Origin of the sequence: Amycolatopsis sp. DG1A-15b, assembly GCF_030285645.1 — a bacterium.
Lineage (GTDB): Bacteria > Actinomycetota > Actinomycetes > Mycobacteriales > Pseudonocardiaceae > Amycolatopsis.
In genome coordinates, this window is the sequence record NZ_CP127296.1 from 4,620,532 (window position 1) to 4,643,785 (window position 23,254).

Consider the following 23,254-nt stretch of genomic DNA (forward strand, 5'->3'; position numbering starts at 1 on the left):
GCGGGATACTCGGCGGATGGACCACGGTCCCGACGACCCCGTTCGCGCAACGAACCTGGCGTCCGGCCACGTCGCCGGGCGCCTGACGCAGATCGGCACCGTCCACGGTGGCGTCCACCTTCACAGCCCTCCCCGCCCGGTTGTGACGCTGCCGCACCGGACCGTGTCAATACCTCAACACGCTACGGCGCTCCAGCCCCGTTCAGCCACGGACGAACTCGCACGCATTCTCGGGCACGGCGACACTGCAATCCTTACCTCGAACAGCGCAGTTCGCGCGGGAGTGATCTCCGGACTCGGCGGCGTCGGCAAGACCCAAATCGCACTTGCCTACGCGGAACAGGCTTGGGCGACAGGCATGCTCGATCTGCTGGTCTGGGTGACAGCCAGCTCACGAGACGCGATTGTCTCCGCCTACGCCGAACTCGCGACCGAACTGGACGGTCACACCGATCCCGATCCCGACCGCGGTGCACGACGCCTGCTCTCCTGGCTGGCCACCGCCAAGGCGCGCTGGCTGATCGTGCTCGACGACCTACAGCAACCGCACGACCTCGACGGCCTGTGGCCACCGACCATGGAGACCGGCCGAGTCGTCGTCACCACCCGCCGCCGCGATGCCGCCTTGCGAGGGCCCTGTCGCCGCCAGATCGGCATCGGCTTGTTCACGTCCCGCGAGGCCCACAACTACCTCCGCGACGCTCTCGCCGATCAACCGCTCCTACTCGACAACATGACCGAGCTCGCATCCAGCCTGGGATATTTGCCCCTGGCCCTGGCACAAGCCGTTGCCTACATGATCGACCGCGACCTGTCGTGCACGCTGTTCCCCGACACGGACGGACTCCCCGACCAGCAACGGGCCACCATCGCCACGACGTGGTCCCTGTCTATCGAGCACGCGAACCAGCTCGAACCCGCAGGACTGGCCCGGCCGATGCTCGACGTTGCCAGCATGCTCGACGCCAACGGCATCCCAACCGACGTTTTCGCCACCAGCGCCGTCACCGGCTTGCTCGCGACGCTCACCGAGCGAGAGATCGACGCGGCGGAAGCTCACGATGCTCTCGGCTGCCTGCACCGGCTGACTCTGATCACCCGCAGCCAGGATTCGGCAACTCATGCAGTACGAGTCCACGCACTCGTGCAACGCGCCACTCGCGAGGCGATGCCGGACGCCTACCGCACGCGGATCGCCCACGCCGCCGCAGACGCGCTCCTGGAAATCTGGCCTGATATAGAGGCCGATCCCCAGATCGGGCAGGTGCTGCGCGCCAACACCGCCACACTGGCCGAACACAGCGGACCACACCTGTGGACACCAGACGCGCACACCGTCCTGCTCCGCGCGGGCAAGAGTCTCGGCGACGCTGGACTGGCAACCAAGGCGCGCACGTACTTCACGCAGCTGCGCTCAGTCGCCGAACAACAACTCGGCCACAGCCACCCCAGCACCTTGACCATCCGCCACGGTCTTGCCCGTTGGCAAGGTGAAGCAGGCGATCCCGCCACCGCGGCTGCGGAGTTCCATCGAGTCCTCGAAGACCGGATCCGGGTACTGGGCCCAGACCACCCTGACACCCTGCGAACCCGCTCCAGCCTGGCCGACTGGAGAGCACGCACCGGCGACCCCGCCGGCGCAGCCGAGGAGTACGAACGCATCCTTGACAACCAGCTCCGCGTCCTGGGACGCGACCATCCGGACACATCGACCACCCGGAACAATCTGGCTTACTGGCGGGGCGAGGTCGGTAACCCCACAGCCGCGGCCGCCGATTTCGAACGGCTCTTCGACGAGAGGCTTCGCACCTTGGGCCCCGACCACCCCAAGACTTTGCGCACGCTCAACAACCTCGCCTACTGGCTCGCGGCATCCGGCGACCCCGCTGGTGCAGCCGCTGCCCTCGACCGGCTCGCAGACCGGCAAGACCTCAATGGCCGGTAAGGACCCTCACAGGCCTGGACAATGCTTCATTGCGCACCGCGCTTTTGGTGGCGAGGGCAGCCGAATCCCTCGGTTGCCTGCAGCCGGGCGACTGGCCGGATGTCGCGGTCAGCCTGCTGCTGGAAGGGTCTGAAGATCTTGCGATCGCCGAGCTGGCCGGGTTGAACCAGCGGGCGAATGGATGGGACACCGACCCGCTGGTGGCCGCAGTGTGCGAGCGGCACGAGATCGTGGTTCCCGGGCGCGACGAGTCAACCGTGCTCGTCGCCCGGTTGATGGCGGACGACCTCAGAGCCCGGCCGGCCGTGATCACCGCGCCGATGACTCGCCTCCTGACCGGGCTTGCGCCTCCGGATTTCGAGTCGGACCTGGCCAGCCGAGCCTTCCTCGCGGAGGAATACCTGGATTGTGGCTGCACCGAAGTCGATCTCGATACCGAGGCCGAACTGCAATCAATGCCGACGCTGGGGCTACCCGCACCCGTCGTCCGGGCACTCGCGCGACCGCTGCGTTCAACTCTTCCCACGACTCAACCCGCGCACGGGCACCACGATCACTGATCGCAGGACGCGCACTGACATGCCGATGGTCGGATGACCCGGTGCAACGTAGGGCGGTCATGATCTCGCTTGCGACTGATGACTCCGACGCGTAAGGATGCGGCTGGATCGAGCGGGAGGCTTCGTGCATGAGCTGAGCGACCAGGAGCTGGTTGCCGAGAGCAACCAGGGCCTCTTCACGCGGGCTGCTGGATTCGAGGTCGAGTTCTTCGCACGCGGCAGCAGCACCGCACTGCGGTTCACGGACGGTCACCGATGTCAGATCGCAGGTTTTCCCTGGTGGGAAGATGTTTGTCATGATCTGCGATCGTGGACCATGGCTGATGTCCCCCTGGGCGACGTGAGCCAGCCGTACAGCGATCTCGACCAGTGCTGGCGCATCCTGATCTGGCAGCACGCCGACCGGGTCTACATCGCCGAGAGCGCAGACGAGTCACCCTTCCACAGCTTGTACTGGGTGACCGCTGCCGAGTACGCCAGCGCCTGGACTGACGCTCTGGCGCGAGCGCGGGCAATGCCAACGTGAGCTGCCACAACGCACGCACATGCCGATGACAGCGTGCTCAGCTCGCACGAATTCGCCTCGCGGCGGGCCACTTGCTGCGCGATGATGCCGCGGTGCAGGCAGGTGCGACGTTCCGGCTCTCCGGTGACCAAGGCGGAAGCGCTGCGGCGGTGACTCGGCTTCTTGGCTTGGAGCCGACACATTCGTTCGAGGCCGGGGATCGGGTAGGGCGTCGTTCGGCGGCCATCCGCCGGGGGTCGCTGTGGATGCTGTCGTCGGACTTGCCGTCCGACCGCGAGCTCGCCGATCACCTTCACCTGCTTCTCGACCGGCTCGAGCCGAAGGCGGAAGCCTTGTGGCAGCTGACCACTCAGGGGTACGTGGCCGACTGGTTCTGCTTGGCGGCGTCGCAGGCGACCGAACACGCGATCGAGCTTGACCGGCCGCTTCTGCAGCGGTTGCTCGCGGTGCCCGGTGATCTCCTCCTGGACGTCATGGGTGACGACGACTGACACCGGCGCCTTCAGTGCACCAGGGCGGCCAGTGCCGACGGGGTGACCGCCGCGCGGCCCGTCGTGTGCTGGTAGCCGCGCACGATGTCGCGGCAGCGGGCCTGCCGCCCCAGGCGGCGTTCGGCCCGCAGCAGCCGGTTGCGCCGCGGCGGTGGGTAGGCCGATGCCAGGCGGGCGAGCAGTTCCCGGCGGTCGGCGCCGGCCGTGCGCATCGCCCAGTCGGCGCCGGGATCGAGCGCGAACAGCACCAGCGCGACGTGCTCGATGCGGTGCTCGCGTTCCCGGCGGGCGAGGGCGAGGCGCAGCGACGCCGCGTAGGCCGCTTGGACGTCCAGGCCGATCGGCGGTACCGCCCGGGCGCACCGGCGCCTGGCTTTCCCCGCTCCCAGCGGGAACAGGGACGCCTTGACCGGCCGGTCCGCCAGTTCCGCCGGCAGCGGGCCGAGATCGATGCCCAGCACGTTCAACGCCTCGCGGTCGGCGGCCACGCCGGCGCCGTCCGGGGCCGCCTCCCGAACCGCCCGCTCGATCCCGGCGAGCCCCGCCAGGGGGCCCTCCGTGAGGGCCAGCAGCAGGTGTTCGCTGCCGACGCGGGCGTGCCCGAACTCTCGTGCCAGCTCGCCGGCGCGGCGGAACGCCTGGCCGACCGCCGGATGATCCCCCTTGAACATCAGCCCTCCCGGCCGCGGTGCTTGCGGTGCACGGTCTGCTTGGTGACGCCGAGCCGGTCGGCGATGTCCTGCCACGACCAGCCGGCTCGCCGGGCCGCCGCCACCTGCTCGGTTTCCAGCTGCTCGGCCAAGCGCCGCAACCGCGCGACCGCCCGCAACGCGATGTCCGGGTCGGAGCTGCGCACGGTGTGCTCGAAATCGGTCATCAGGCTCACTGCGTCAGCATATGCTGACTCGACCAGGTCGTCAACATATGCTGACACTCCGGCCCCTTGGTACTGGTACCTTCGCGGCTTCCCGCGTCCCGGGACCACCGCCAGGGTGACGGGCATGATCTTGAAATCCCGCCGCGCCCGGAAGTGGACGCTCGTCGTGGCGAGCGTGCTGGTCGTCGTGCTCGGTGCCGGGTACGCGCTGCTCCAGGTCGCCGACTCGCGGACGTTCCAGTTCTCGGGCACCCTCGTGAACCGCGTCGACACCGGCGAAAAGCTGGTCGCCCTCACCTTCGACGACGGGCCCGATCCCGCGGGCACCCGCCCGGTCCTGGACACACTGAAGAGCCGTCAGGTGCCCGCGACCTTCTTCCTCATCGGCCGGGACATCGCCGCGCACCCGGACCTCGCGCACGACATCGCCGCCGCCGGGCACGAAATCGGCAACCACAGCTTCTCCCACGACCGCATGATCGGCGTGACACCGTCCTGGGTGGCCGACGAGGTCGAAGCGACCGACGCGCTCATCCGGGCAGCCGGCTACACCGGCGAAATCCTCTTCCGGCCCCCGAACGGCAAGAAGCTCTTCGCCCTCCCGCACTACCTCGCCGAGCACCACCGCACCACGATCACCTGGGACGTCGAGCCGGATTCAGAAGGCAGCCCCGACGCGGCCGCCCTCGTGCGGACCACCGTCGACCAGGTCCGGCCGGGCTCGATCGTGCTGCTGCACGCGATGTACCCGGCGCGCGACCAGACCCGCCAGGCGCTCGGGCCGATCCTCGACGGGCTCAAGCAGCGCGGCTACCGGTTCGTGACCGTGTCGCAGCTGCTGGCAGCTCGACGCTGACGACCCACTCGCCCCCGCGCGGCCCGTGGCTCAGCGTGCCCCCGGCCGCCGCGGCCTGCTCCGCGAGCCCGGCCAGCCCATGGCCGTCGCCTCCGGGCGATGTTCCCTTGAGCGTGTTCCGCGCGGTGATCGTCAGCCGGTCGCCGGCTTCGACGTCGAGCCGCAGCCGGACGCCGGGACCGTTGTGGCGCAGGGCGTTCACCGCCGTTTCGGCGACGAACCGCTCGGCCAGCTCCCGCACCGGGCGCGGCAGCGCGGGCAGCACCGGGTCGCGGTCGAGGACCAGTCCCGCGGTGCGGAGCCGGGCCAGCACCTCGGCGAGGTCCGGGCCGCGCTCGGCGTCGTCACGCAGGTCGTCCAGCGTGCGGCGGACGAGCGTGAGGGCGCCTCGGCCCGCGGCCAGCAGGGTGTCGAGGCGCGCGCGGTCGGCGTCGGTCAGGTCGCCGACCGCGCGCAGCGTCTCGGCCTGCACCAGCATGACGGCCGTGGTCTGGGCGAGCGTGTCGTGCAGCCGCCGGGCCGCGCGCTCGGCCCGGTCGGCGAGCGCGCGGCGGCGTTCGGCGCCCAGCAGCCAGGCCACTGCGGCGATCGTGACCGCCAGGACCGTGCCGTCGAGCGGGCCCTTCGCCGGGAACACGGCGGCGCCGACGACCAGCGCCGCGGACGCCGCGAGCCACCGCTGCGGCGTGCTGTACAGGGCGAGCAGCACCGGCACGTACATCGTGTTGCGCGGCTGGTCGAGCAGCAGGTGCCCGGCCGTCGCGAGGGTCACCACGGCGAGCACGAGGGCCGGGGCGCGGCGCGACCACAGCAGCGGGACGAGCTGGGCCGCGCTGAGCCCGGCGGCGAGCCACCCCTGCTGCGGCGTCCACGCCCCGCTGGCGAAGAACACCGCGGCGACGGCCGCCGTCGTGACGAAAGACTGGCGCATGGACCGACAGTAGAGTGCGGGCATGATCCGGGTTCAGGTCGTCGACGACCACGCGCTGGTGCGCGAGGGCATCGCGCTGATCCTGGGCGCGCAGCCGGACCTCGAGGTGGTCGCGCAGCACGCGAGCGGCCCGGAGCTGCTCGCTTCGGCCGTCGAAGCCGACGTCGTCCTGCTCGATCTGTACCTGCCCGGGATGGACGGCCTCGAAGTCCTCCGCCGGCTCGGCCCGGGGGCGCCCCGGGTGCTGATGCTGACGACGGTCGGCCGTCCCCGCGAAATCCGCGAAGCCCTCAGCGCGGGCGCGGCCGGGTTCGTGCTGAAGGACGCCTCGGGCGACGAGCTCGTGGCCGCCGTCCGGGCGGCCCACCAGGGCGTGACGGCACTGAGCCCGGCGGCGGCATCGGCCCTGAGCGGCGGTGGTGCGCTGACGCCTCGGGAGCGGGACGTGCTGGAGCTGCTGGGCGAAGGACTGTCCAATCGCGACATAGCGGCCCGGCTCCGGCTGGCCGAGCGGACGGTGAAGGCGCACGTCGGCAACGTCCTGGCCAAGCTCGGCGTCACCAGCCGCACCCAGGCGGCCCTCGTGGCGAAGGACCGGTGAACCGGCTTTCGTCCTGGTGCGCGGCGCACCTGGGCGCGGCACCGGTCGAAGTGTTGTTCGAGCTGCAGTCCCTTTCGACGGTGTCCGGGCTTCGGCTGGCCGACGGACGGGACGTCGTCGTGAAAGCTCGTGAGGACGACGGCCGGGCGGAGTCGTGCGTCGCCGCGCAGGCCCGGCTGGCGGAGCGCGGGTTCCCGTGTCCCCGGCCGCTCACGCCTGTGACGGTTGTCGACGGGCTGGCCGTGCACGCCGAGGAGTTCCGGCTCGGCGGCGAGGTGCTGCCCGGCGACTCGCCGGAGATCGCCGAGCGATACGCCGCGGTCTTCGCTCGGTTGCTGGCCGAGCTGGCGACCGTGACCCTCGCGCCGCCCCTGCCGAACCCGCGCTGGGCGCGGTGGGACCACCGCGATCCCGGCCTTTGGCCCGCGATCGGGTTCCTCGACGAGCAGGACCAGAGCGTCGTGCCCGCGTACGTCGTCGAGACGGCTACGCGAGCGCGCAAGCGTTTGCTGGCCGCGGACCTGCCCTGCGTGCTGGGCCACGCCGACTTCGAAGCGCAGAACCTCCGCTGGCACGACGGCGGGATCGGGGCCGTGCACGACTGGGACAGCCTGGCGTGGCAACCGGAAGCGGCGCTGGCGGGAGCGGCGTGCGGCGCGTTCGCGAACGTGTCGCCGCCGACCCTGGCGCCGATCGGGAGTTCGGCCGGCTTCCTGGCGGCCTACCAGGTCTTCCGGGGACGCCGGTTCACCGAGGAGGAGCGGGAAATCGCGTGGGCGGCGAGCCTGTGGCCGGCGCTGCACAACGCCCGGTGGGAGGCGCTGCACGGCGACCGCCCGATGTGCCTGACCGCCGTCCGCGCCCAGGCGGCCGAACGCCTGCGCCGGGCGGGCGCCTGACTATCGGCCGTACGCGGCCATGAACATGTCCAGCAGGTCGTCGACCGCCTTCTCGTCCACCGCGCGGGTCGAGAGCAGGTGGCGGTAGTAGAGGGTGCCGCACAGCACCTCGGCCGGGAAGGTCAGGTCCACGCCCTCGACGAGCTCGCCCGCCTCCTGGGCGCGGGTGATCCGGTTGAGGGTGCTCTGCTCGACGGTCCGCAGGAACCGGTCGTGCAGCGTGGCCCGCAGGGTTTCGTCGGCCTGCGCCTCGGCGATCACCGCCCGGTAGACCGGCCCGATCGGCGGGGCGGCGAGCGCGGGGGCCGAGCGCAGGAACTGCTCGCGCAGGTCCGCCCGGACGTCGCCGGTGTCGTGGTAGTCGAGGTCGGTGGTCCAGGCGTGGCTGAGCGCGTCCAGCAGGAGCGCCGCCATGGACGGCCAGCGCCGGTAGATCGTGTGCTTCCCGACCCCGGCGCGCCGGGCGACCGCCTCGACGTTCAACCCCGCGTAGCCGACCTCACCGGCGAGCTCGAGCGTCGCATCGAGGAGCCCGGCGGTCCGGGCGGCGCCCCTACGTCGCGGCGGGGCGGATTCGGCGGCCATGCCCCGGGATCTTAACGGCACGCACCGTGCCATTGACAGCCGCCACGTCCAGGCTCCAAGATTTCCGTCAACGGCACGGGTCGTGCCGATAACACGAAGGAGAACCACCATGGGGACGTTCACGGCCGAAGAACGCGCCGCGATGAAGGAGCACGCCAAGGAACTGAAGACCGCGGCGCGCCGGGCCTCCCAGGCGGACAAGGCGGCACAGGCGGAGCAGGACGTGCTCGCGAAGATCGCCGAGATGGCGCCGTCGGACCGGGTCCTGGCCGAGCGTGTGCACGCCATCGTCAAGAGCAGCGCCCCGGTCCTGGAACCGAAGCTGTGGTACGGCATGCCGTCCTACGCCCTCGACGGCAAGATCGTCTGCTTCTTCCAGAGCGCGGAGAAGTTCAAGGCGCGCTACGCGACCCTCGGCTTCAGCGACCAGGCGAACCTGGACGACGGACCGATGTGGGCGGCCGGCTTCGCGCTGACCGAAGTGACGCCCGCAGTCGAGAAGAGGATCGCCGCGCTGGTGACACAAGCGGTGAAGTGAGGCGGAGCCGGGCCTTGTACGTCACGTGTACCGGCCCGGCTTACCGTCGCCGACCATGTCGAACCAGTGGAAACTGCTCTCGCTCGGCGTGCTCGCCGCCCTCGTGGCCGGCACCGTCACCACGGTCACCGCCACCGAGGCCGGCGCCGCGCCGAACACCTACTACGTCGACCAGGCCCTCGGCAACGACAACGCCGCCGGGACCCAGGCCGCGCCCTGGAAGTCGCTTGCCAAAGTCGCCGCGACCGAACTGAAACCCGGCGAAACCGTGCTGCTGCGCCGTGGCCGGACCTGGACCGGCGGGCTCAGCGTCTTCGGCAAGGGGACGGCCTCCGCGCCCGTGACCATCGGCGCCTACGGTGACGGCGCGCGCCCGATCGTCCAGGGCAACGAAGAAGCCTGCATCAACCTGCCCGGCGACTACCTCACGGTGCAGGACCTGCAGGTCGGCGTGGCGGCCGATGCCGGGCGCTGCTCCTGGGCCGGCGTCGAGGTCGGCGGGGACCACGACAAAGTCCTCTCGAACTACATCACCGGAGCCGGCGCGGGCGTCTACATCGCGCCGAGCGCCGACGGCACCGAAGTCACCCAGAACGACCTCGTCGACAACAACCACATGACCGTCGTGACGCCGGGTGGCAACGACGACTCCGGCGCGTTCGCGATCCTCGTGCAGGGCAACGGTTCCGACATCGGCTGGAACCGGATCAGCGGGTCGATCGCGGTCAGCGACGACTTCGGCGGCCTCGACGGCGCCGCGGTCGAGGTCTTCTGGGGCTCCGACAACATCATCCACCACAACATTTCCGAGGACAACGAGTCCTTCACCGAACTCGGCACCGACGCCAAGGACCCGGATGGCGTGTCCCGCAACAACGTCTACGAGTACAACGCGGTCTTCGGCGCGAAGACCCGCGGCGGCATCGTGACGCGCGGCGCCCAGGACGGCAACGGCCCGGTGACCGGCACGGTCTTCCGCAACAACTCCGTCCGGCTCGGCAACGCCGAATCCGAAGGGTTCGTCTGCTACGGCGGCTGCACCAACCAGACGCTCACGCTCACCCAGAACGTCATCCAGGCCGCGATGAAGATCGGCTACGCCGACGCCGGCTGGACCGCGACCGACCACAACGTCTTCTCCGGCGGCCAGCGGCAGTTCACCCCGGGCGCCACGGACAAGGTCGCCGATCCGAAGTTCACCTCCGCGACGAACCTGGTCCTCAAGACCGGCAGCCCGGCCATCGGGCTCGGCGTCAAGAAGTACGCGGACATCGACGTCGACGGCAACGCCGTCGGCACCCGGATCGACGCGGGCGCCTACCAGTTCACCCCTTGACGTACCGGGTCAGCATCGCGACCATCTCGTCTTCGAGCCGCCGGGCGTCGATCGGGTCGGGCTCGGCCAGCAGGTCGTGGACGGCCAGCTCGATCGTCGCGATGACCAGGCGGGCCGCCGTCTCGGTGTCGGCGACGCGGACCTCCGGGTGGCCCTCCAGGAGGTCGCGGGTGTAGCCGACCATGGCCCGCTTCAGCCGGCCCATCCTCTCGAGCAGCTCGGTCGACCGCGGGGCCTGCTCGATCAGCATCCGCAGCAGGTGGGGGTCGTCCAGGTGGGATTCGACCGTGAGCCGGACGAAGACGCGGAAGACCTCCTCGATCGGACCGGGCAGCGGGCCGGTCAGGACCTTCGCCGCGGCGGCCGTGCCCTCGTCGAGGTGCCGGGTCAGCAGTTCGGCGAGGATCGCGTCCTTGTTCGGGAAGTACTGGTACAGCGAACCGATCGAGATCCCGGCGCGCTCGGCGATGCGGTTGGTGGTGCCGGCCGCGTAGCCGTGGTCGGCGAAAACGTGAGCAGCCGCGGTCAGGATCCGCTGCCGGGTCAGCTCGGCGCGCACCTGACGCGGCTGTTTACGAGGCTGGATGCGGCGCTGGTCCGACGACACGGATCCCCCCGGGAAAGCGAGTAGTCAAGAGCTGAGTATTTGCTCATAATTGTGCCATGACCAGCACAAACATGCTGCACCGCGTCTCCCCGGCCGAGGTGGCGGCCCGGCTGGGCGAGCCGGAGGCGATGATCAAGGCCAAGATCGGCGACCGCATCGACCGGCACGCCCGCCGCTTCATCGCGCACTCGCCGTTCCTGACGCTGGCCACCGCCGACGCCGCCGGCCGCGCCGACTGCTCGCCCCGCGGCGACTACCCCGGCTTCGTCAAGGTCCTCGACGAACGCACGGTCGCGCTGCCCGACCGGCCCGGCAACAAAATCGCCGATTCCTTCCGCAACATCGCCGAGAACGACGGCGTCGGCCTGCTGTTCTTCGTCCCCGGCATGCGGGAAACCCTGCGGGTCAACGGAAGCGCGTACGTCACCGACGACCCGGACGTGCTGGCCCGGATGCGCACCGAGGCGAAGGCGCCGATGCTGGCGATCGTCGTCGACGTCGCCGAGGCGTACTTCCACTGCGGCCGCGCGCTGATCCGGTCGCGCCTGTGGGACCCGGCGAGCCAGGCGCTGGCGGCGGAACTGCCCTCGGCCGGCGAGATCGCCGGCGAGAAGATGAACGTCGACCCGGCGCTGCTCGACCAGCTCCTCGAAGACGGCTACCGGAAGCTGTACTGACGTGCCCGACATGCAGAAAACCATCCTGGAACGCGTCGAGCACGTCACCGGCGACGTCGTCGCCCTGGTCCTGCGCGGTGACGAAGGTCCCTTGGCCCCGTGGGAGCCGGGCGCGCACATCGACCTGGAGCTGCCGAACTGGCTGACGCGCCAGTACTCGTTGTGCGGCGACCCCGGTGACCTCTCGGCCTACCGCGTCGCGGTCCGCCACGACCCGCTGAGCCGCGGTGGCTCGGAGTACGTCCACCTGTTCCTGCAACCGGGCCGGACGCTGCGGGTTTCGCGGCCCCGCAACCACTTCCCCCTGTTCTCGGCGGCGGAATACCTGTTCGTGGCGGGCGGGATCGGGATCACGCCGATCGTGCCGATGCTGCGGTCCGCCGTCGCTTCCGGTGCCGCGGTGACGCTGGTGTACGCGGGCCGGTCCCGGCCGTTCGCCGCGGAACTCACTGCGCGGTACGGCGATCGCGTGCGGCTCGAGCGCCCCGATTTCGCGGCGCTGGCGGCGGAGTTCCCGGTCGCGGAGGTGTACTGCTGCGGCCCGGCGTCGATGGTGGACGCGGCCGAGGCGGTGTTCCCGCGGGTGCACACCGAACGGTTCGAGCCCACCCGGCGGACGTTCGGGCCGGACACCCCGTTCGAGGTGGTGTGCGCCCGTTCCGGGGGACGATCCAGGTCCCGGCGGACGAGTCGCTGCTGGACGCGCTGAACCACGCCGGCCGCCCGGTGCCGTCCGCGTGCCGGGAAGGGGTCTGCGGGAGTTGCGAGATCACGGTCGTCGAGGGGGAACCCGAGCACCGCGACGACATCGGCGCCGCTGCGGGCCGGATGTACCCGTGCGTGTCCCGCGCGCTGTCACCGCGGCTCGTGCTGGACCTCTGATCGGATCCGCCGGCTGATCAGCGGCCAGGCGACGACATAACCGGCCGCCGCGAGGGCGCCGCCGCGGACCGCGCCGATCAGCAGGCACCGCACCCAGTCGTAGCCGCTGACCCGGCTCACCGGGTCGGTCAGCCCGAGCAGCGCTCCCACCACCAGTCCCGCGCCGAGCCCGGCCGCCACCACCGTCCGGCCGGCGCGGGGCAACGCCGGCCACGTCCGATCGGCCCGCGGTGCCCGGCGGTACCAGCGCACGACCAGCACCGCGAGCAGGAACAGGCCGCCGGCCGACGACACGTACCCGATCACGTTGTACAGCCGGTGCGGGCCGGCGACGGAAACCCGCAGCCACCTCCAGTGCCGCACAGCGAAGCCACCGGTGTGGGTGAAGGCGTCCCAGAGCAGGTGGGTCGCCGCCCCCACGACGACCGAGACCACCGAGCCGAGCCACGGGACGCGGCCGGCCGGGCGCGGCACCCGCTCCCGCCAGCCGGCCGGCGCGAACGCCAGGACCGGCGCGAGGACCGCGTACCCCGCCGCCACCAGCACCAGCCCGAGCAGCAGGTCCACGCTCACCAGGCCGACGGGCTCGTGGGTCAGAGCGCCACCCGGGACGGGCAGGTAATAGGCGACGTCGGGCGCGAGCGAACCCGCGACCAGGCCGGGCAGCCACAGCCACCGGGCCAGCGGCACCACGGCGGCCGGGTGCGCGAAGGTGAAGGGCAACGGACTCCCCCGTGTCTGATTGTCCGGCCGCCCAGCTTAGGGCGGGTACCATCGCGCTCAGCCTCGACGTCGAGGAGGCAGCGTGGGCGAACTCGGGCCGGCCGACACCAACGGCATCCTCGCGCTGCCCTGGGTCCGCCCCGACCGGACCAGCGCCGGCCTCGGCTGGGACCGGGTCTACGTCTCCCGCCAGCGGGAACGTCCCTATCGCGCTCAGTTCGGGGCCGCCCGCAGCCATCAGCTGATCCTGCACGTCGACGGCCCGGTGACCGTGCGGCGCGGGGTCGGGACCACGCGCGAGCAGAGCCGGCGGATGCCCGCCGGTGGGCTCTTCCTGCAGCCGTCGCACGCCGAGCTGTCCGTCGAACTCGGCGGCGCGCTCGACACCGTGCACGTCTACCTCACCGACGACGCCGTGCAGGACGCCGCCGGGGAACACGCGCCCGTGCGGCTCGCCGAGGAGCTCGGCAGCCACGATCCGCTGCTCGAACAGCTCGTGCTCGGCCTCGACGGCGTCGTCCGCGACTGGGAGCCGGGCGCTCGCACCTACGCCGACCAGCTCGGTGCCCTCGTCGCCGCGCAGCTCGTGCGCCGGCACCGGGCCGGGCGGGTCCCCGGGCCCGAGCCGGCGCGCGGCCTCTCCGACCGCCAGTTCGCGCGGGTCCGCGACCTGATGGCCGAACGGCTGGCCGAGCCGGTGCCGCTGGCGGACCTGGCCGCGCTCGCCGGGCTGAGCGTCAGCCAGTTCTCCCGCCGGTTCAAGGCCCGCACCGGCTTGCCGCCGCACCGCTACCTGCTGCGGCTGCGCGTCGAACAGGCCGGGCTGCTGCTGCGCACGGGCGACGACCCGATCGCCGAGATCGCCGTCCGCTGCGGGTTCTCCCACCAGGAGCACCTCACGCGGGTGCTGCGCGCCCAGCTCGGCACGACACCGGCTGCGCTGCGCCGATCCCGCTGACACACCCTCTTGCGGGGGTCCGGGTGGCGGAGCCCCCGGCCGGGGCGAAGCCCCGAATGACACACGCGTTTCGTGCCGTGGGACAGCACGAACGTGCAGGACCGCGCCTCGGCACCGCCGGATACTGCCTCCATGACCTCGTTCAGCTACGCCGCGAACCCCGTCCGGGTGGTCTTCGGCTCGCTCGGCACGCTCGGCGCGGAGGCCGACCGGCTCGGGCTCGGCCGCGTCCTGCTGATCGGCCGTCCGCGCCACGGCGACCGGGCCGCGGCGGCGCTCGGGCCCCGCTCGGCCGCGCGCTTCGCAGACGCCACCATGCACACCCCGGTCGACGTCACCGAACGCGCGCTCAAGGTCGTCGCGGAGCACGACGTCGACGGTGTCGTCGCGATCGGCGGCGGCTCGGCGACCGGGCTGGCCAAGGCGATCGCTCTGCGGACGGGCCTGCCGCAGCTGATCGTCCCGACGACGTACGCGGGTTCCGAGCTGACGTCGGTCCTGGGCGAGACGGCCGACGGCCGCAAGACCACCCAGCGGACCCCGGCGGTGCGGCCGGAGACCGTCCTCTACGACGTGTCGCTCACCCTCTCGCTGCCGGTATCCGTGTCGGCGGCGAGCGGGCTGAATGCGCTCGCCCACGCCGTCGAAGCACGTTACGCCCCGGACGCCAACCCGATGACCGACCTGCTCGCCGCGGAGGCGACGAAGCTGCTCACGAACGCCCTGCCGCGGATCGCCGCCGATCCGTCCGATGTGGACGCTCGCACCGACGCGCTGCGCGGCGCGTGGCTCGCGGGGACGTGCCTCGACGCCGTGTCGATGGGCCTGCACCACCGGCTCTGCCACCACCTCGGCGGCAAGTTCGGCCTGCCGCACGCCGAGACCCACGCCGTCCTCCTCCCCCACGTCATGGCGCACCAAGGCCTCGACGACGCTTCGGAGGTTTTCGAACTGGCCGCGTCGCTCCCGATTCCGCATTCGCTGGCCGAACTCGGGCTCACCGAAGCCGATCTCGACGGCGAACCGGAAGCGGACCTGCTGCGCCAGGCGTGGCGCGGCACCCGCCCGGCCGCGCGCCCGAGCCTCAAGGCGCTCACGAAGCAGGTCGTCGACAGCTTCGACGGGGCACCGGACCGGGTACGCCTGCTGCTGACCGACCTCGTCGAAACCCTGCACGGCTACGTGATCCGCACCGACCTCACCCAGGCCGAGTGGGAGTACGCGATCGGCTTCCTGACCCGCGCCGGGCACATCACCACCGATACGCGGCAGGAGTTCATCCTGCTGTCGGACACCCTCGGCGTGTCGAGCGTGGTCGACGTCCTGACCAACTCGCGGACGCCGGACACGACGCCGTCGGCCGTCCTCGGCCCGTTCTACGTGGACGGCCCGCCGGAGACCCCGCAGGGTGCCGACCTCGCCTCCGGCTTGCCCGGGACGCCCCTGTCGGCGGACATCCGCGTGGTCGACACGGCGGACGTGCCGGTCGCGGACGCGGTCGTCGACGTCTGGCAGTCCAATGAGGACGGTTTCTACGACGTCCAGCTGCCCGACGTCGACGGTCCGGTGCTGCGGGCCCGCTTCCGCACCGACGCCGAGGGGCGGCTGCGCTTCCGGACGATCGTGCCGAGCGCGTACCCCATCCCGGCCGACGGCCCGGTCGGGCAAATGCTCGACGCCGTCGGGAGGCATCCCTATCGGGCGCCACACGTGCACTTCATGATCGCCAAACCCGGCTACCGCACGCTGATCACGCAGCTGTTCGTCGCCGGCGGCGAGTACCTCGACTCGGACACCGTGTTCGGCGTGAAGGACGGCCTGATCGTCGACTTCAGCGAAGGGCTCCACTTCACCTTCCGGATTTCAGGGAGCGACGCATGAGCTATGACACCGACGTCATCGTGGTCGGCAGCGGCCCGGCCGGCGGCTCGGCGGCGCTGCTGCTCGCCACCTACGGCGTGCCCACGGTGCTGGCCACCAAGTACGGCTGGACGGCCAACACGCCCCGCGCCCACATCACGAACCAGCGCACCATGGAGGTGCTGCGCGACCTCGGCGTCGAGGACAAGGCTCTCGCGGCGGGCACGCCGCCGGAGCTGATGGGCGACACCGTGCTCTGCACGTCGCTGACCGGGCCGGAGATCGGCCGGATCGCCAGCTGGGGCACCGGTGACCGGTCGGCGTCCGAATACGCCGCCGCCAGCCCGTGCCACATGATCGACCTGCCGCAGACCTACCTGGAGCCGATCCTGGTGAGCGAAGCCGCCGCGCGGGGCGCGAAACTGCGGCTGGACACCGAATTCCTCGACTTCACCCAAGACGCCACCGGCGTCACGGCCCGCTTCCGCGATCGGGTGCGCGGCGACGAGTTCACGTTGCGCGCCAAGTACCTCATCGGCGCGGACGGGGCCCGCAGCCGGGTCGCCGAGCAGGCCGGGCTGCCGATCGCCGGGCAGACCGGCAAGGCCGGCAGCATGAACATCACGTTCACCGCCGACCTCGCGCGGTACGTCGCGCACCGGCCGAGCGTCCTGTACTGGGTGATGCGGCCGGGCGCACACCTGGGCGGGATCGGGATGGGCCTGGTCCGGATGGTGCGGCCGTGGAACGAATGGCTGCTGACCTGGGGCTACGACATCGCCCAGCCGCCACCCGAGGTCGACGCCGAGGAAGCGACGCGGCTGGTGCGCGACCTGGTCGGCGACCCTTCCCTGGACGTCGAGATCACCTCGACGTCACTGTGGACGGTCAACCACAACTACGCGACCGAATACCGCGCCGGCCGGGTGTTCTGCGCCGGGGACGCCGTGCACCGGCACCCGCCGTCCAACGGGCTGGGCTCGAACACGTCCGTCCAGGACTCCTACAACCTGGCGTGGAAGCTCGCGATGGTGCTGCGTGGCGAGGCGGGCGAGGGGCTGCTGGACAGCTACACCGCCGAACGGGCGCCGGTGGGCAAGCAGATCGTCGACCGGGCGAACCTCAGCCGCGACCAGTTCGGGCCGATCTTCGCCGCACTCGGCATCTCCGGCGACACCGACGCCGACGGCATCACGGCCGGGCTCGAGACCTGCCTCGCGCCGACGGCCGAGGGGGCGCGGAAACGGCGTGAACTGGAGCAGGCGATCGAGCTCAAGCACTACGAGTTCAACGCGCACGGCGTCGAGCTGGATCAGCGGTACGTGTCCGGGGCCGTGCTGCCCGACGGCGTCCCGCCGGTTCCGGGCCCCGATCCCGAGCTGTTCCACCGGCCGAGCACCGAGCCGGGGGCGAAGCTGCCGCACGCGTGGCTGGTCGGGCCGCACGGGCGTCGGCTGTCCACTTTGGACCTCGTCGGCGGCGGCCGCTGGACGGTCCTGACCGGGCTCACCGGCACGCCGTGGCTCGACGCGGCGGCCAAGGTCGGCGCCGACCTGGGCCTGGACCTGCGGACGGTCCGCATCGGCGACCCGGGCGTCCGCGACGCCTACGGCGACTGGTCGCGCCTGAGCGGCATCGACGAGGACGGCTGCCTCCTGATCCGTCCCGACGGCTACGTCGCCCACCGCCACGCCACGCAGTCCCCCACCCCCGCCAAAGCCCTCTTGAACGCGTTGCGGAGTCTCCTCGACCGCGCGTGACCGGGCACGGTCAAGAAACGCGGGTGAAGGTCACCGGAGTCTTCGGCGGACCGCTGCCGTCGCCGATGCCCGGCTTCGACGTGTCGATGCCGCCGCGGGCGACCCGATCCAGGACCTCGAGGCCGGGGTCGTCGATGCTGCCGAACACCGTGTACTCGGGCGGGATGTTCGTCTCGCCGAAGACCAGGAAGAACTGGGAACCGCCGGAGTCCGGGGCGGTCGTCTTCGCCATCGCGACGACGCCGCGGCCGTAGGTCAGCTCGGGGAACAGCTCGTCGCGGATCGTGTAGCCCGGGCCGCCGGTGCCGTCGCCGACCGGGTCGCCGCACTGGAGCATCTGCAGTCCCGTCGTCACCGACAGCCGGTGGCACGACGTGCCGTCGTAGAAGCGCTGCTTCGCCAGGCTCAGGAAGTTCACCACGGTGCACGGCGCCAGCGCGCGGTCCAGGGTGAGGCCGAGGTCGCCCGCGGTCGTCGCCAGCCGCACGCCGATCGTCCCGGTCGACGGCGCCGGCCCGTCGGGCGGCAGCGCGACGTTCTTCGGCGCCGGTGAGCCGGCGTCGGGGGTGAACGCGCACGTCACCGGGTCGGCCAGCGGCTTCGTCCGCTTCGGCATCGGGGCCCGGGCGCCCGGCAGCGCCACCGGGGTGCTCGGCCCGGTGGGCGTCGGGGTCACGACCGTCGCCGAAGCGGCGGGCCAGTGTCCCGGCGTGACGTCCCCCCGCCCGTCCGGCTCGCGCAGGAACCCGGGATACCCCCAGGCCAGGAAGGCCAGCACCATCAGGATGACGACCCCGACCGACCCGCTGATCAGCACCACGGCGGCCGGGGACGTCTGCTTCGGCGGCACCGGTGGCTGCCACTGCGGGTAGTGGTACGGCGGTCGACCGTGCTCCGGTCTGCCGTCCGGCTCACTCATCCACGCTCCCCTCGTCGGAGAGCACCATACTGCCGTCAGGACCGCCTCTCCGTGGCGGAAACGCCGATCACGGCAGGCCCCAGGGCGCACTCGCCCCGCCCGGCGCGACCGGCCGGACGCCGAAGTCCGGCCGATCCCCCTTCCGGTACACGAACGCGTCTTCACCGCACCCGAGTTCGACCTGGACGTCCCCGCCGGCCAGCCGCCGCCAGCGCCGGGCCCGGCCCCGGGCGTCCGTCACCGCGAGTTCGCCGTCGATGCCCGGCCGCAGCACGCACGGCGCTCCGGCCTCGCTGTGCACCTTCAGCCAGCGCGTCTTCCCTCCGGCGCGGGACGCGCTGAGCAGGAACGCGCCTTCGGTGCGGAAGTCCCGCAGCGCGACGTCGCCCCACGCCGCGGGCACCGCCGGGAACAGCCGGACCACTCCGCCCCAGCTCTGCACCAGCATGTCCTGCAGGGACTTCGCCGCCGAAAGCGGCGTCTCGATGACCGGCCCGGACTCCTTGTACATCGTGTTCGGCTGGATGTACCGCCGCTGCAGCTCGCCCAGGTAGAACGCGGCCTGCTCGCCGCGCAGCATCTGCGCCGAGATCGACGCGGCTCCGGTGAAGGTGTAGCCCTGCAGCGCCCCTTCGAAGCCGACCCAGTGGTTCAGCGACGTCTCGATGATCGCCCGGTGCTCCGCCTGCTCCCAGGTGACGTCGTAGAGCGGGTAGATCTGCAGCAGGTGCGAGTAGTGCCGGTGCGACTTCGCGAACGGCACGCCGGCGCCGATCATGTAGCCGTTGGCGTCGGCCGGGTAGTCCACCAGCGTCGCCAGGACGTTCCGCCACTTCGGCGCCAGCGGATCGCCGGGCGCCGTCTGCAGCAGCGTCTTGCAGCCCCAGCGGATCAGCGAGAGGTCGTAGTTGCAGTCCGGGGCGTTGACGCCGTACTCGGGCGAGAACGTCGGCGGCAGGTGCAGCTTCCCGTCCGGCCCGGGCGCGAGGAAGTGCAGGTAGTAGTTGATCGCCTTGCGCAGCAACGGGAACAGCGTGCCGTGCAGCAGCTTCCGGTCCATCGTGTGCCGGTAGGACAGCCACACGTTGTGCAGCGCCCAGGTCAGGTTGCCGACTTCGGGCGTCGGCGTGTCCTGCCCCGGCACTCCGACGGGGAACCCGCTGGTGGCGTTCGAGACGCCGTTGAGCAGCGTCATGTCGGTCGTCCGCGGGATCCCCGCCGAATCGGCCTGGTACGGCTGCGCCACCTGGCTGGTGAGGTTGGCGCGGTACTTGTCCAGCGCGTAACCGACCGCGTCCAGTTCCAGGTGGTTCGAGCCGTGGATGAGCCAGTATTCGAGCTGGACGTTGAGGTTCCACCACGTCGCCGGCCACGGCGTGTTCTCCAGCCACGGCCCCGAGGTCGCCATCACCGGCGCCTCGCGCCGGGCCGCCGAAGCCACCTTGTACAACTGGATCCAGTAGAAGCTCTGCAACCGGGTGTCCGGTATGGACAGGAAGCTCTGCCGGTAGTAACCGTGCCACCAGCGCCGGTGGTCCTGGGTGAGCGCGCCGAACTCCGCCGCCCGGCGGACCGTGCCCAGCGCCCGCGTCACCGACGTCTTCTCCGGGTGTGACCACGCCACCGACGTGTACAGGGTCCGCGCGCCGCCGCGCGTCACTTCACGCCACGCCGTCACGTGCTCGCCGCCGGCCAGCAGCGGCTGGACCGCCAGCCGCGCGTCACCACTCGCCGACAGCTGCACCGGCGGGTTCGCGGTGTACCCGGCCGGCGGCGGCTTGTTCCACACCGGATCGGCGCGCGGACTGACCGCCACCGCCGGGTGGAACACCCACCGGAACCCGCGTTCGCCTTCGGACGGGCGGATCTCGACGGCGAGCAGCGACTGTCCGGTATGGACGATCGCGCGCAGGCTCAGGCTGCCCGCAGCCGTGGTGATCGTGCCGGTCAGCTCGGCGTTCCACAGGTCCATCCGCCAGTCGATCGCGGTGATCGCCCCGACCGGCTCGAGCGTGAAGTACCCGATCGGCAGCCGCGCCAGGCCGAACAGCGAGCCGAACTCCGGGCGGTGGTCCTGGACCTGGCTGTGCTGGACGTTGAACCGGATCGCGTTCTGCCCCGGTTCGGCGTAGATGCCCGAGCCGAGGAACCCGTTGCCCAGGAACGGGCCCTCGTACCAGGTCTTCGGCAGCCGCCGCCAGTACAGGTCCGCGGTGCCGAGGAACCCGGCCCAGCCGAAGTCGTCGCTTCCGGGTGCCGCGGCCGCTTCCGCGAACGCGGGGGTCAAGCCGGCGGCGGCCAGCGCGGCGAGCGCTCCGCCGAGCACGGTCCTGCGGGTGATGTCCATTCGACCTCCTTGTCGAAGAGCGGGTTCAGCTCGGCAGGCCCCACGCCGGGGCGGGGCCGAGCGCGGGGACGTCCCGCGGCGCGAAGTCCGGCCGGCCGCCCCGCGGGGTGACGACGGCGGCGCCACCGCGGCGCAACGCGATCGCGATCCGGCCGGGCCCGGCGGGCCGCCACGACAGCCGGCGGCCGTGCTCGTCGCGGACGTCGACGTCCCCGGTGACGCCGTGCTGGAGAACCAGCGGCTCGCCGGCTTCGCTGTGCACGCGGACGAATTCGGTCCGGCCGTCGCGGCGGGAGGCGTCCACGAGGAACGCGCCTTCCGCGCGCAGCCCGGCGATCGAGGCCTCACGCCAGGTCGCCGACACCGACGGGAAGACCTTGAGCACGCCGCCGGATCCCTGCATCAGCATGTCCACCACGGACTGGGCGGCGGTGATCGGGCTCTCGATCGCGAAGTTGGACCCCTCGCGGTACATCGTGTTCGCGGTCAGTTCGGTGTCGGCCACGACGTTCCGGTCGAGGAAGAACTTCAAGTAGCGCAACGCTTCCTCGGGGGCGTCCATCACCGAGTTCATCGACGACGCGGCCGCGTAGCTGTAGCCGTGCCACGCCGTCTGGTCGGCGGCCCAGTGGGTGAAGGTGCGCGTCATGATGTCGCGGTCGCCGGGGGCGTCCCAGACCTTCTCGCGCAGCGGGTACAGCCACAGCAGGTGCGAGAAGTGGCGGTGCGAGGCGGCCAGCGGGACGCCGTCGCCGATCAGCACGCCGTTCGCGGGGTCTTCGTGGTACGGCACGAGTTTCGCGCCGATTTCCCGCCAGATCGGCACGCGCGGCTCGTCGAGGCACAGGATCCGGGCGGCATCGACGAGCGTGCGGGCCGCCCACCGGATCAGCGAGAGGTCGTAGGTGCAGTCGGGCGCGTCGGCGTACTCCGGCGACCGGGTCAGCGGCAGGTGCAGCGAGCCGTCCGGGCCGGTGAACAGGAAGTGCCGGTAGAAGTTCAGCGCCTTCGCCAGCGTCGGGTACAGCACATCGCGCAGCACGCGCTTGTCCAGGTGGTGCCGGTAGGCCAGCCACACGTTGTGCAGGCCCCACAACAGGTTCCCGGTCTGGTCGGTCTTGGACGTCGTCCCGGGGACACCCACCGAGCGCGTGCCGCCGGGGCGCAGCCGCCAGTCGCCCGGGTGCGAGAGGGCGAACGTGTCGCCGTCGCGGTACGCGGGCGGGACGGACACCTCGAGGTTCGCGTGGTCGCGCCGGAAGGTCTCGGTGACGGCGTCGAGTTCGGGGTGGTTGCTGCTGTTGACGATCGGGTAGGTGACCTGGACGTTGAGGTTCCACCAGACCGCGGTCCAGCTGTTGCCGACCTCGGGGAACCACGGCCCCCATTCGGACACGACCGGCCCTTCCGCGCGGGTGGCGGCCGCGATCTTGTACAGCTGGATCCAGTAGAACCGCTGCACCTGCTTGTCGGGCACCGAAACGAAGCTGCGCCGGTGGTAGTCGTTCCACCAGCGCCGGTGGCGGGCGAGCAGGGCGTCCGGGTGGGCGGCAAGCGCTTTCCGGACGGCGGCCCGCGCGTCCGCGGTGTGCGTGGTGCCCGGGAAGCTGTAGGCGATGGCGGCGGCGAGCAGGCGCCGCGTGCCGATCGCGCGTTCCTGCCACGCGGTGGTGTACCCGCCGCCGGCGAGCATGGGCTGCGCGCAGTACCCGGCACCAACCTCGGGCGCCGGGTTGGCGACGTACTCGGGCGGCTTGCGGACGGTCCGGGTGGTCGCCGACTCCAGCGGCTGGAACGCCCAGGTGGCGCCCGTTTCCCCGGCACTCGGCGTCAGCGAAACGAGCAGCACGCTCAGGTCGTTGTGCACGACGGCGGAGAAGGCGACCGAGCCCCGCGTGGTGGTGATGGTGCCGCCGAGCTCGGCGTTGTAGAGGTCGAGGGTCCAGTCGACGGCGGTGATCGCGCCGGCCAGGGTGAGCGTGAGGTAGCCGATGGGCAGGCGGGACAGCCCGATGCCCGCTTCCCACTGGATCCGCTGGTCCTGCACCTGGGTGTGGCTCAGCATGAGCTTGAGCTCTTGCGGCGTCTTCCCGGCGTAGACCTGCGCGCCGAGGTAGCCGTTGGCGAGGAAGGGGCCTTCCTGCCAGTTCTTCGGCAGCCGCCGCCAGATCATCCGCGCGTCGGCGGCGACATCCCGGTGGGGATTCCCTCCGGTGGCGAGCGCCGGTGGGGCGGCGCGGGCCCACAGGCCCCCGAAGGCGGCGGCCCCGGCCAGGACCGAGGCAGAGCGGAGCACCGTCCGCCGGGACACTGCGTCCATGAAGCATCCTCCGAATTCATACTACGTTTCGGCGAGATCATGCGGCGGCGTGCGGT

At 71.5% G+C, this 23,254-nt stretch carries 22 protein-coding genes and 1 pseudogene; 14 read left to right on the plus strand and 9 right to left on the minus strand.

Going from position 1 to position 23,254, the window contains the following annotated elements; genetic code table 11:
• Positions 1-16 precede the first annotated feature (16 nt).
• From QRY02_RS21015 to QRY02_RS21030, 4 genes are all read left to right on the plus strand, one after another.
• Entirely contained in the window at positions 17-1,945 is a 1,929-nt protein-coding gene (locus QRY02_RS21015; RefSeq protein ID WP_285993234.1) for a tetratricopeptide repeat protein, read from the plus strand.
• A gap of 29 nt (positions 1,946-1,974) precedes the next feature.
• On the plus strand, positions 1,975-2,505 hold the full coding sequence (locus QRY02_RS21020; RefSeq protein ID WP_285993235.1) for a hypothetical protein: 531 nt from the start codon (positions 1,975-1,977) through the stop codon (positions 2,503-2,505).
• Between the two features lie 124 nt (positions 2,506-2,629).
• Positions 2,630-3,031 (plus strand): hypothetical protein, encoded by a 402-nt coding sequence (locus QRY02_RS21025; protein ID WP_285993236.1) that lies wholly within the window; start codon positions 2,630-2,632, stop codon positions 3,029-3,031.
• Between the two features lie 71 nt (positions 3,032-3,102).
• Positions 3,103-3,522 (plus strand): DUF4279 domain-containing protein, encoded by a 420-nt coding sequence (locus tag QRY02_RS21030; RefSeq protein ID WP_285993237.1) that lies wholly within the window; start codon positions 3,103-3,105, stop codon positions 3,520-3,522.
• Positions 3,523-3,533: 11 nt separating this feature from the next.
• Here the strand turns inward: QRY02_RS21030 and QRY02_RS21035 are convergent, their stop codons facing one another.
• Positions 3,534-4,193 (minus strand): Clp protease N-terminal domain-containing protein, encoded by a 660-nt coding sequence (locus QRY02_RS21035; RefSeq protein WP_285993238.1) that lies wholly within the window; start codon positions 4,191-4,193, stop codon positions 3,534-3,536.
• Positions 4,193-4,399 carry a helix-turn-helix domain-containing protein gene (locus QRY02_RS21040; RefSeq protein WP_199191314.1) on the minus strand — a complete coding sequence of 69 codons (207 nt, stop codon included), beginning with the start codon at positions 4,397-4,399 and terminating at the stop codon, positions 4,193-4,195. Before QRY02_RS21040 ends, QRY02_RS21035 begins: the two co-directional genes overlap by 1 nt.
• 124 nt (positions 4,400-4,523) lie before the next feature.
• Here QRY02_RS21040 and QRY02_RS21045 point away from each other — a divergent pair, with 124 nt between their 5' ends.
• On the plus strand, positions 4,524-5,255 hold the full coding sequence (locus QRY02_RS21045) for a polysaccharide deacetylase family protein (protein ID WP_285993239.1): 732 nt from the start codon (positions 4,524-4,526) through the stop codon (positions 5,253-5,255).
• Here QRY02_RS21045 and QRY02_RS21050 read toward each other — a convergent pair.
• Positions 5,197-6,186: a histidine kinase gene (locus tag QRY02_RS21050; RefSeq protein WP_285993240.1), complete on the minus strand. Its 990-nt coding sequence runs from the start codon at positions 6,184-6,186 to the stop codon at positions 5,197-5,199. The two genes, QRY02_RS21045 and QRY02_RS21050, sit on opposite strands and share 59 nt — an antisense overlap.
• 22 nt (positions 6,187-6,208) lie before the next feature.
• Between QRY02_RS21050 and QRY02_RS21055 the strand changes: the two genes are divergently transcribed.
• Both QRY02_RS21055 and QRY02_RS21060 read left to right on the plus strand, forming a co-directional pair.
• A complete protein-coding gene (locus tag QRY02_RS21055; protein WP_285993241.1) occupies positions 6,209-6,787 on the plus strand; it encodes a response regulator transcription factor in 579 nt (192 codons plus the stop codon).
• Positions 6,784-7,686, plus strand: a complete 903-nt coding sequence (locus QRY02_RS21060) for a phosphotransferase (RefSeq protein ID WP_285993242.1) — start codon at positions 6,784-6,786, stop codon at positions 7,684-7,686. Before QRY02_RS21055 ends, QRY02_RS21060 begins: the two co-directional genes overlap by 4 nt.
• On the opposite strand, the gene QRY02_RS21065 is transcribed toward QRY02_RS21060, so the two are convergent.
• Entirely contained in the window at positions 7,687-8,271 is a 585-nt protein-coding gene (locus QRY02_RS21065; RefSeq protein WP_285993243.1) for a TetR/AcrR family transcriptional regulator, read from the minus strand.
• Positions 8,272-8,380: 109 nt separating this feature from the next.
• Here QRY02_RS21065 and QRY02_RS21070 point away from each other — a divergent pair, with 109 nt between their 5' ends.
• Together QRY02_RS21070 and QRY02_RS21075 are read left to right on the plus strand one after the other, a co-directional pair.
• A complete protein-coding gene (locus tag QRY02_RS21070) occupies positions 8,381-8,809 on the plus strand; it encodes an iron chaperone (RefSeq protein ID WP_285993244.1) in 429 nt (142 codons plus the stop codon).
• A 55-nt stretch (positions 8,810-8,864) separates the two neighbouring features.
• Positions 8,865-10,145: a right-handed parallel beta-helix repeat-containing protein gene (locus tag QRY02_RS21075; RefSeq protein ID WP_285993245.1), complete on the plus strand. Its 1,281-nt coding sequence runs from the start codon at positions 8,865-8,867 to the stop codon at positions 10,143-10,145.
• Here the strand turns inward: QRY02_RS21075 and QRY02_RS21080 are convergent.
• Complete coding sequence (locus QRY02_RS21080; RefSeq protein ID WP_285993246.1) at positions 10,135-10,752, minus strand: TetR/AcrR family transcriptional regulator; 618 nt, start codon at positions 10,750-10,752, stop codon at positions 10,135-10,137. The two genes, QRY02_RS21075 and QRY02_RS21080, sit on opposite strands and share 11 nt — an antisense overlap.
• Positions 10,753-10,808: 56 nt before the next feature.
• On the opposite strand from QRY02_RS21080, the gene QRY02_RS21085 reads away from it, so the two are divergent.
• Both QRY02_RS21085 and QRY02_RS21090 read left to right on the plus strand, forming a co-directional pair.
• A complete protein-coding gene (locus QRY02_RS21085; protein WP_285993247.1) occupies positions 10,809-11,429 on the plus strand; it encodes an MSMEG_1061 family FMN-dependent PPOX-type flavoprotein in 621 nt (206 codons plus the stop codon).
• A 10-nt stretch (positions 11,430-11,439) separates the two neighbouring features.
• Positions 11,440-12,311, plus strand: a pseudogene (locus tag QRY02_RS21090) (PDR/VanB family oxidoreductase).
• Here QRY02_RS21090 and QRY02_RS21095 read toward each other — a convergent pair.
• Positions 12,285-13,034 (minus strand): DUF4184 family protein, encoded by a 750-nt coding sequence (locus QRY02_RS21095; RefSeq protein WP_285993248.1) that lies wholly within the window; start codon positions 13,032-13,034, stop codon positions 12,285-12,287. The pseudogene QRY02_RS21090 and the gene QRY02_RS21095 sit on opposite strands and share 27 nt — an antisense overlap.
• An 82-nt stretch (positions 13,035-13,116) precedes the next feature.
• Here QRY02_RS21095 and QRY02_RS21100 point away from each other — a divergent pair, with 82 nt between their 5' ends.
• From QRY02_RS21100 to QRY02_RS21110, 3 genes are all read left to right on the plus strand, one after another.
• Entirely contained in the window at positions 13,117-13,992 is an 876-nt protein-coding gene (locus QRY02_RS21100; RefSeq protein ID WP_285993249.1) for a helix-turn-helix domain-containing protein, read from the plus strand.
• A 132-nt stretch (positions 13,993-14,124) separates the two neighbouring features.
• Complete coding sequence (locus QRY02_RS21105) at positions 14,125-15,873, plus strand: maleylacetate reductase and hydroxyquinol 1,2-dioxygenase domain-containing protein (protein WP_285993250.1); 1,749 nt, start codon at positions 14,125-14,127, stop codon at positions 15,871-15,873.
• Entirely contained in the window at positions 15,870-17,612 is a 1,743-nt protein-coding gene (locus tag QRY02_RS21110) for an FAD-dependent oxidoreductase (protein WP_285993251.1), read from the plus strand. Before QRY02_RS21105 ends, QRY02_RS21110 begins: the two co-directional genes overlap by 4 nt.
• A gap of 10 nt (positions 17,613-17,622) precedes the next feature.
• Here the strand turns inward: QRY02_RS21110 and QRY02_RS21115 are convergent, their stop codons facing one another.
• The 3 genes from QRY02_RS21115 to QRY02_RS21125 all read right to left on the minus strand — a co-directional run bounded on the left by QRY02_RS21115 (position 17,623) and on the right by QRY02_RS21125 (position 23,198).
• Positions 17,623-18,531: a peptidylprolyl isomerase gene (locus QRY02_RS21115; protein WP_285993252.1), complete on the minus strand. Its 909-nt coding sequence runs from the start codon at positions 18,529-18,531 to the stop codon at positions 17,623-17,625.
• 67 nt (positions 18,532-18,598) lie between these two features.
• Positions 18,599-20,878 carry a glycosyl hydrolase family 95 catalytic domain-containing protein gene (locus tag QRY02_RS21120; RefSeq protein ID WP_285993253.1) on the minus strand — a complete coding sequence of 760 codons (2,280 nt, stop codon included), beginning with the start codon at positions 20,876-20,878 and terminating at the stop codon, positions 18,599-18,601.
• A 25-nt stretch (positions 20,879-20,903) separates the two neighbouring features.
• The gene (locus tag QRY02_RS21125) at positions 20,904-23,198 is read right to left on the minus strand and encodes a glycosyl hydrolase family 95 catalytic domain-containing protein (protein WP_285993254.1); all 2,295 of its coding nucleotides are present in this window, start codon (positions 23,196-23,198) and stop codon (positions 20,904-20,906) included.
• Positions 23,199-23,254: the final 56 nt, after the last annotated feature.

Bases quoted from the DNA above. Each gene is read 5' to 3' on its own strand.
- QRY02_RS21105 (WP_285993250.1), top strand. From the start codon at position 14,125: ATGACCTCGTTCAGCTACGCCGCGAACCCCGTCCGGGTGGTCTTCGGC.
- QRY02_RS21050 (WP_285993240.1), bottom strand. From the start codon at position 6,186: ATGCGCCAGTCTTTCGTCACGACGGCGGCCGTCGCCGCGGTGTTCTTC.
- QRY02_RS21040 (WP_199191314.1), bottom strand. From the start codon at position 4,399: ATGACCGATTTCGAGCACACCGTGCGCAGCTCCGACCCGGACATCGCG.
- QRY02_RS21065 (WP_285993243.1), bottom strand. From the start codon at position 8,271: ATGGCCGCCGAATCCGCCCCGCCGCGACGTAGGGGCGCCGCCCGGACC.
- QRY02_RS21035 (WP_285993238.1), bottom strand. From the start codon at position 4,193: ATGTTCAAGGGGGATCATCCGGCGGTCGGCCAGGCGTTCCGCCGCGCC.
- QRY02_RS21070 (WP_285993244.1), top strand. From the start codon at position 8,381: ATGGGGACGTTCACGGCCGAAGAACGCGCCGCGATGAAGGAGCACGCC.
- QRY02_RS21120 (WP_285993253.1), bottom strand. From the start codon at position 20,878: ATGGACATCACCCGCAGGACCGTGCTCGGCGGAGCGCTCGCCGCGCTG.
- QRY02_RS21045 (WP_285993239.1), top strand. From the start codon at position 4,524: ATGATCTTGAAATCCCGCCGCGCCCGGAAGTGGACGCTCGTCGTGGCG.
- QRY02_RS21075 (WP_285993245.1), top strand. From the start codon at position 8,865: ATGTCGAACCAGTGGAAACTGCTCTCGCTCGGCGTGCTCGCCGCCCTC.
- QRY02_RS21115 (WP_285993252.1), bottom strand. From the start codon at position 18,531: ATGAGTGAGCCGGACGGCAGACCGGAGCACGGTCGACCGCCGTACCAC.
- QRY02_RS21055 (WP_285993241.1), top strand. From the start codon at position 6,209: ATGATCCGGGTTCAGGTCGTCGACGACCACGCGCTGGTGCGCGAGGGC.
- QRY02_RS21085 (WP_285993247.1), top strand. From the start codon at position 10,809: ATGACCAGCACAAACATGCTGCACCGCGTCTCCCCGGCCGAGGTGGCG.
- QRY02_RS21015 (WP_285993234.1), top strand. From the start codon at position 17: ATGGACCACGGTCCCGACGACCCCGTTCGCGCAACGAACCTGGCGTCC.
- QRY02_RS21110 (WP_285993251.1), top strand. From the start codon at position 15,870: ATGAGCTATGACACCGACGTCATCGTGGTCGGCAGCGGCCCGGCCGGC.
- QRY02_RS21125 (WP_285993254.1), bottom strand. From the start codon at position 23,198: ATGGACGCAGTGTCCCGGCGGACGGTGCTCCGCTCTGCCTCGGTCCTG.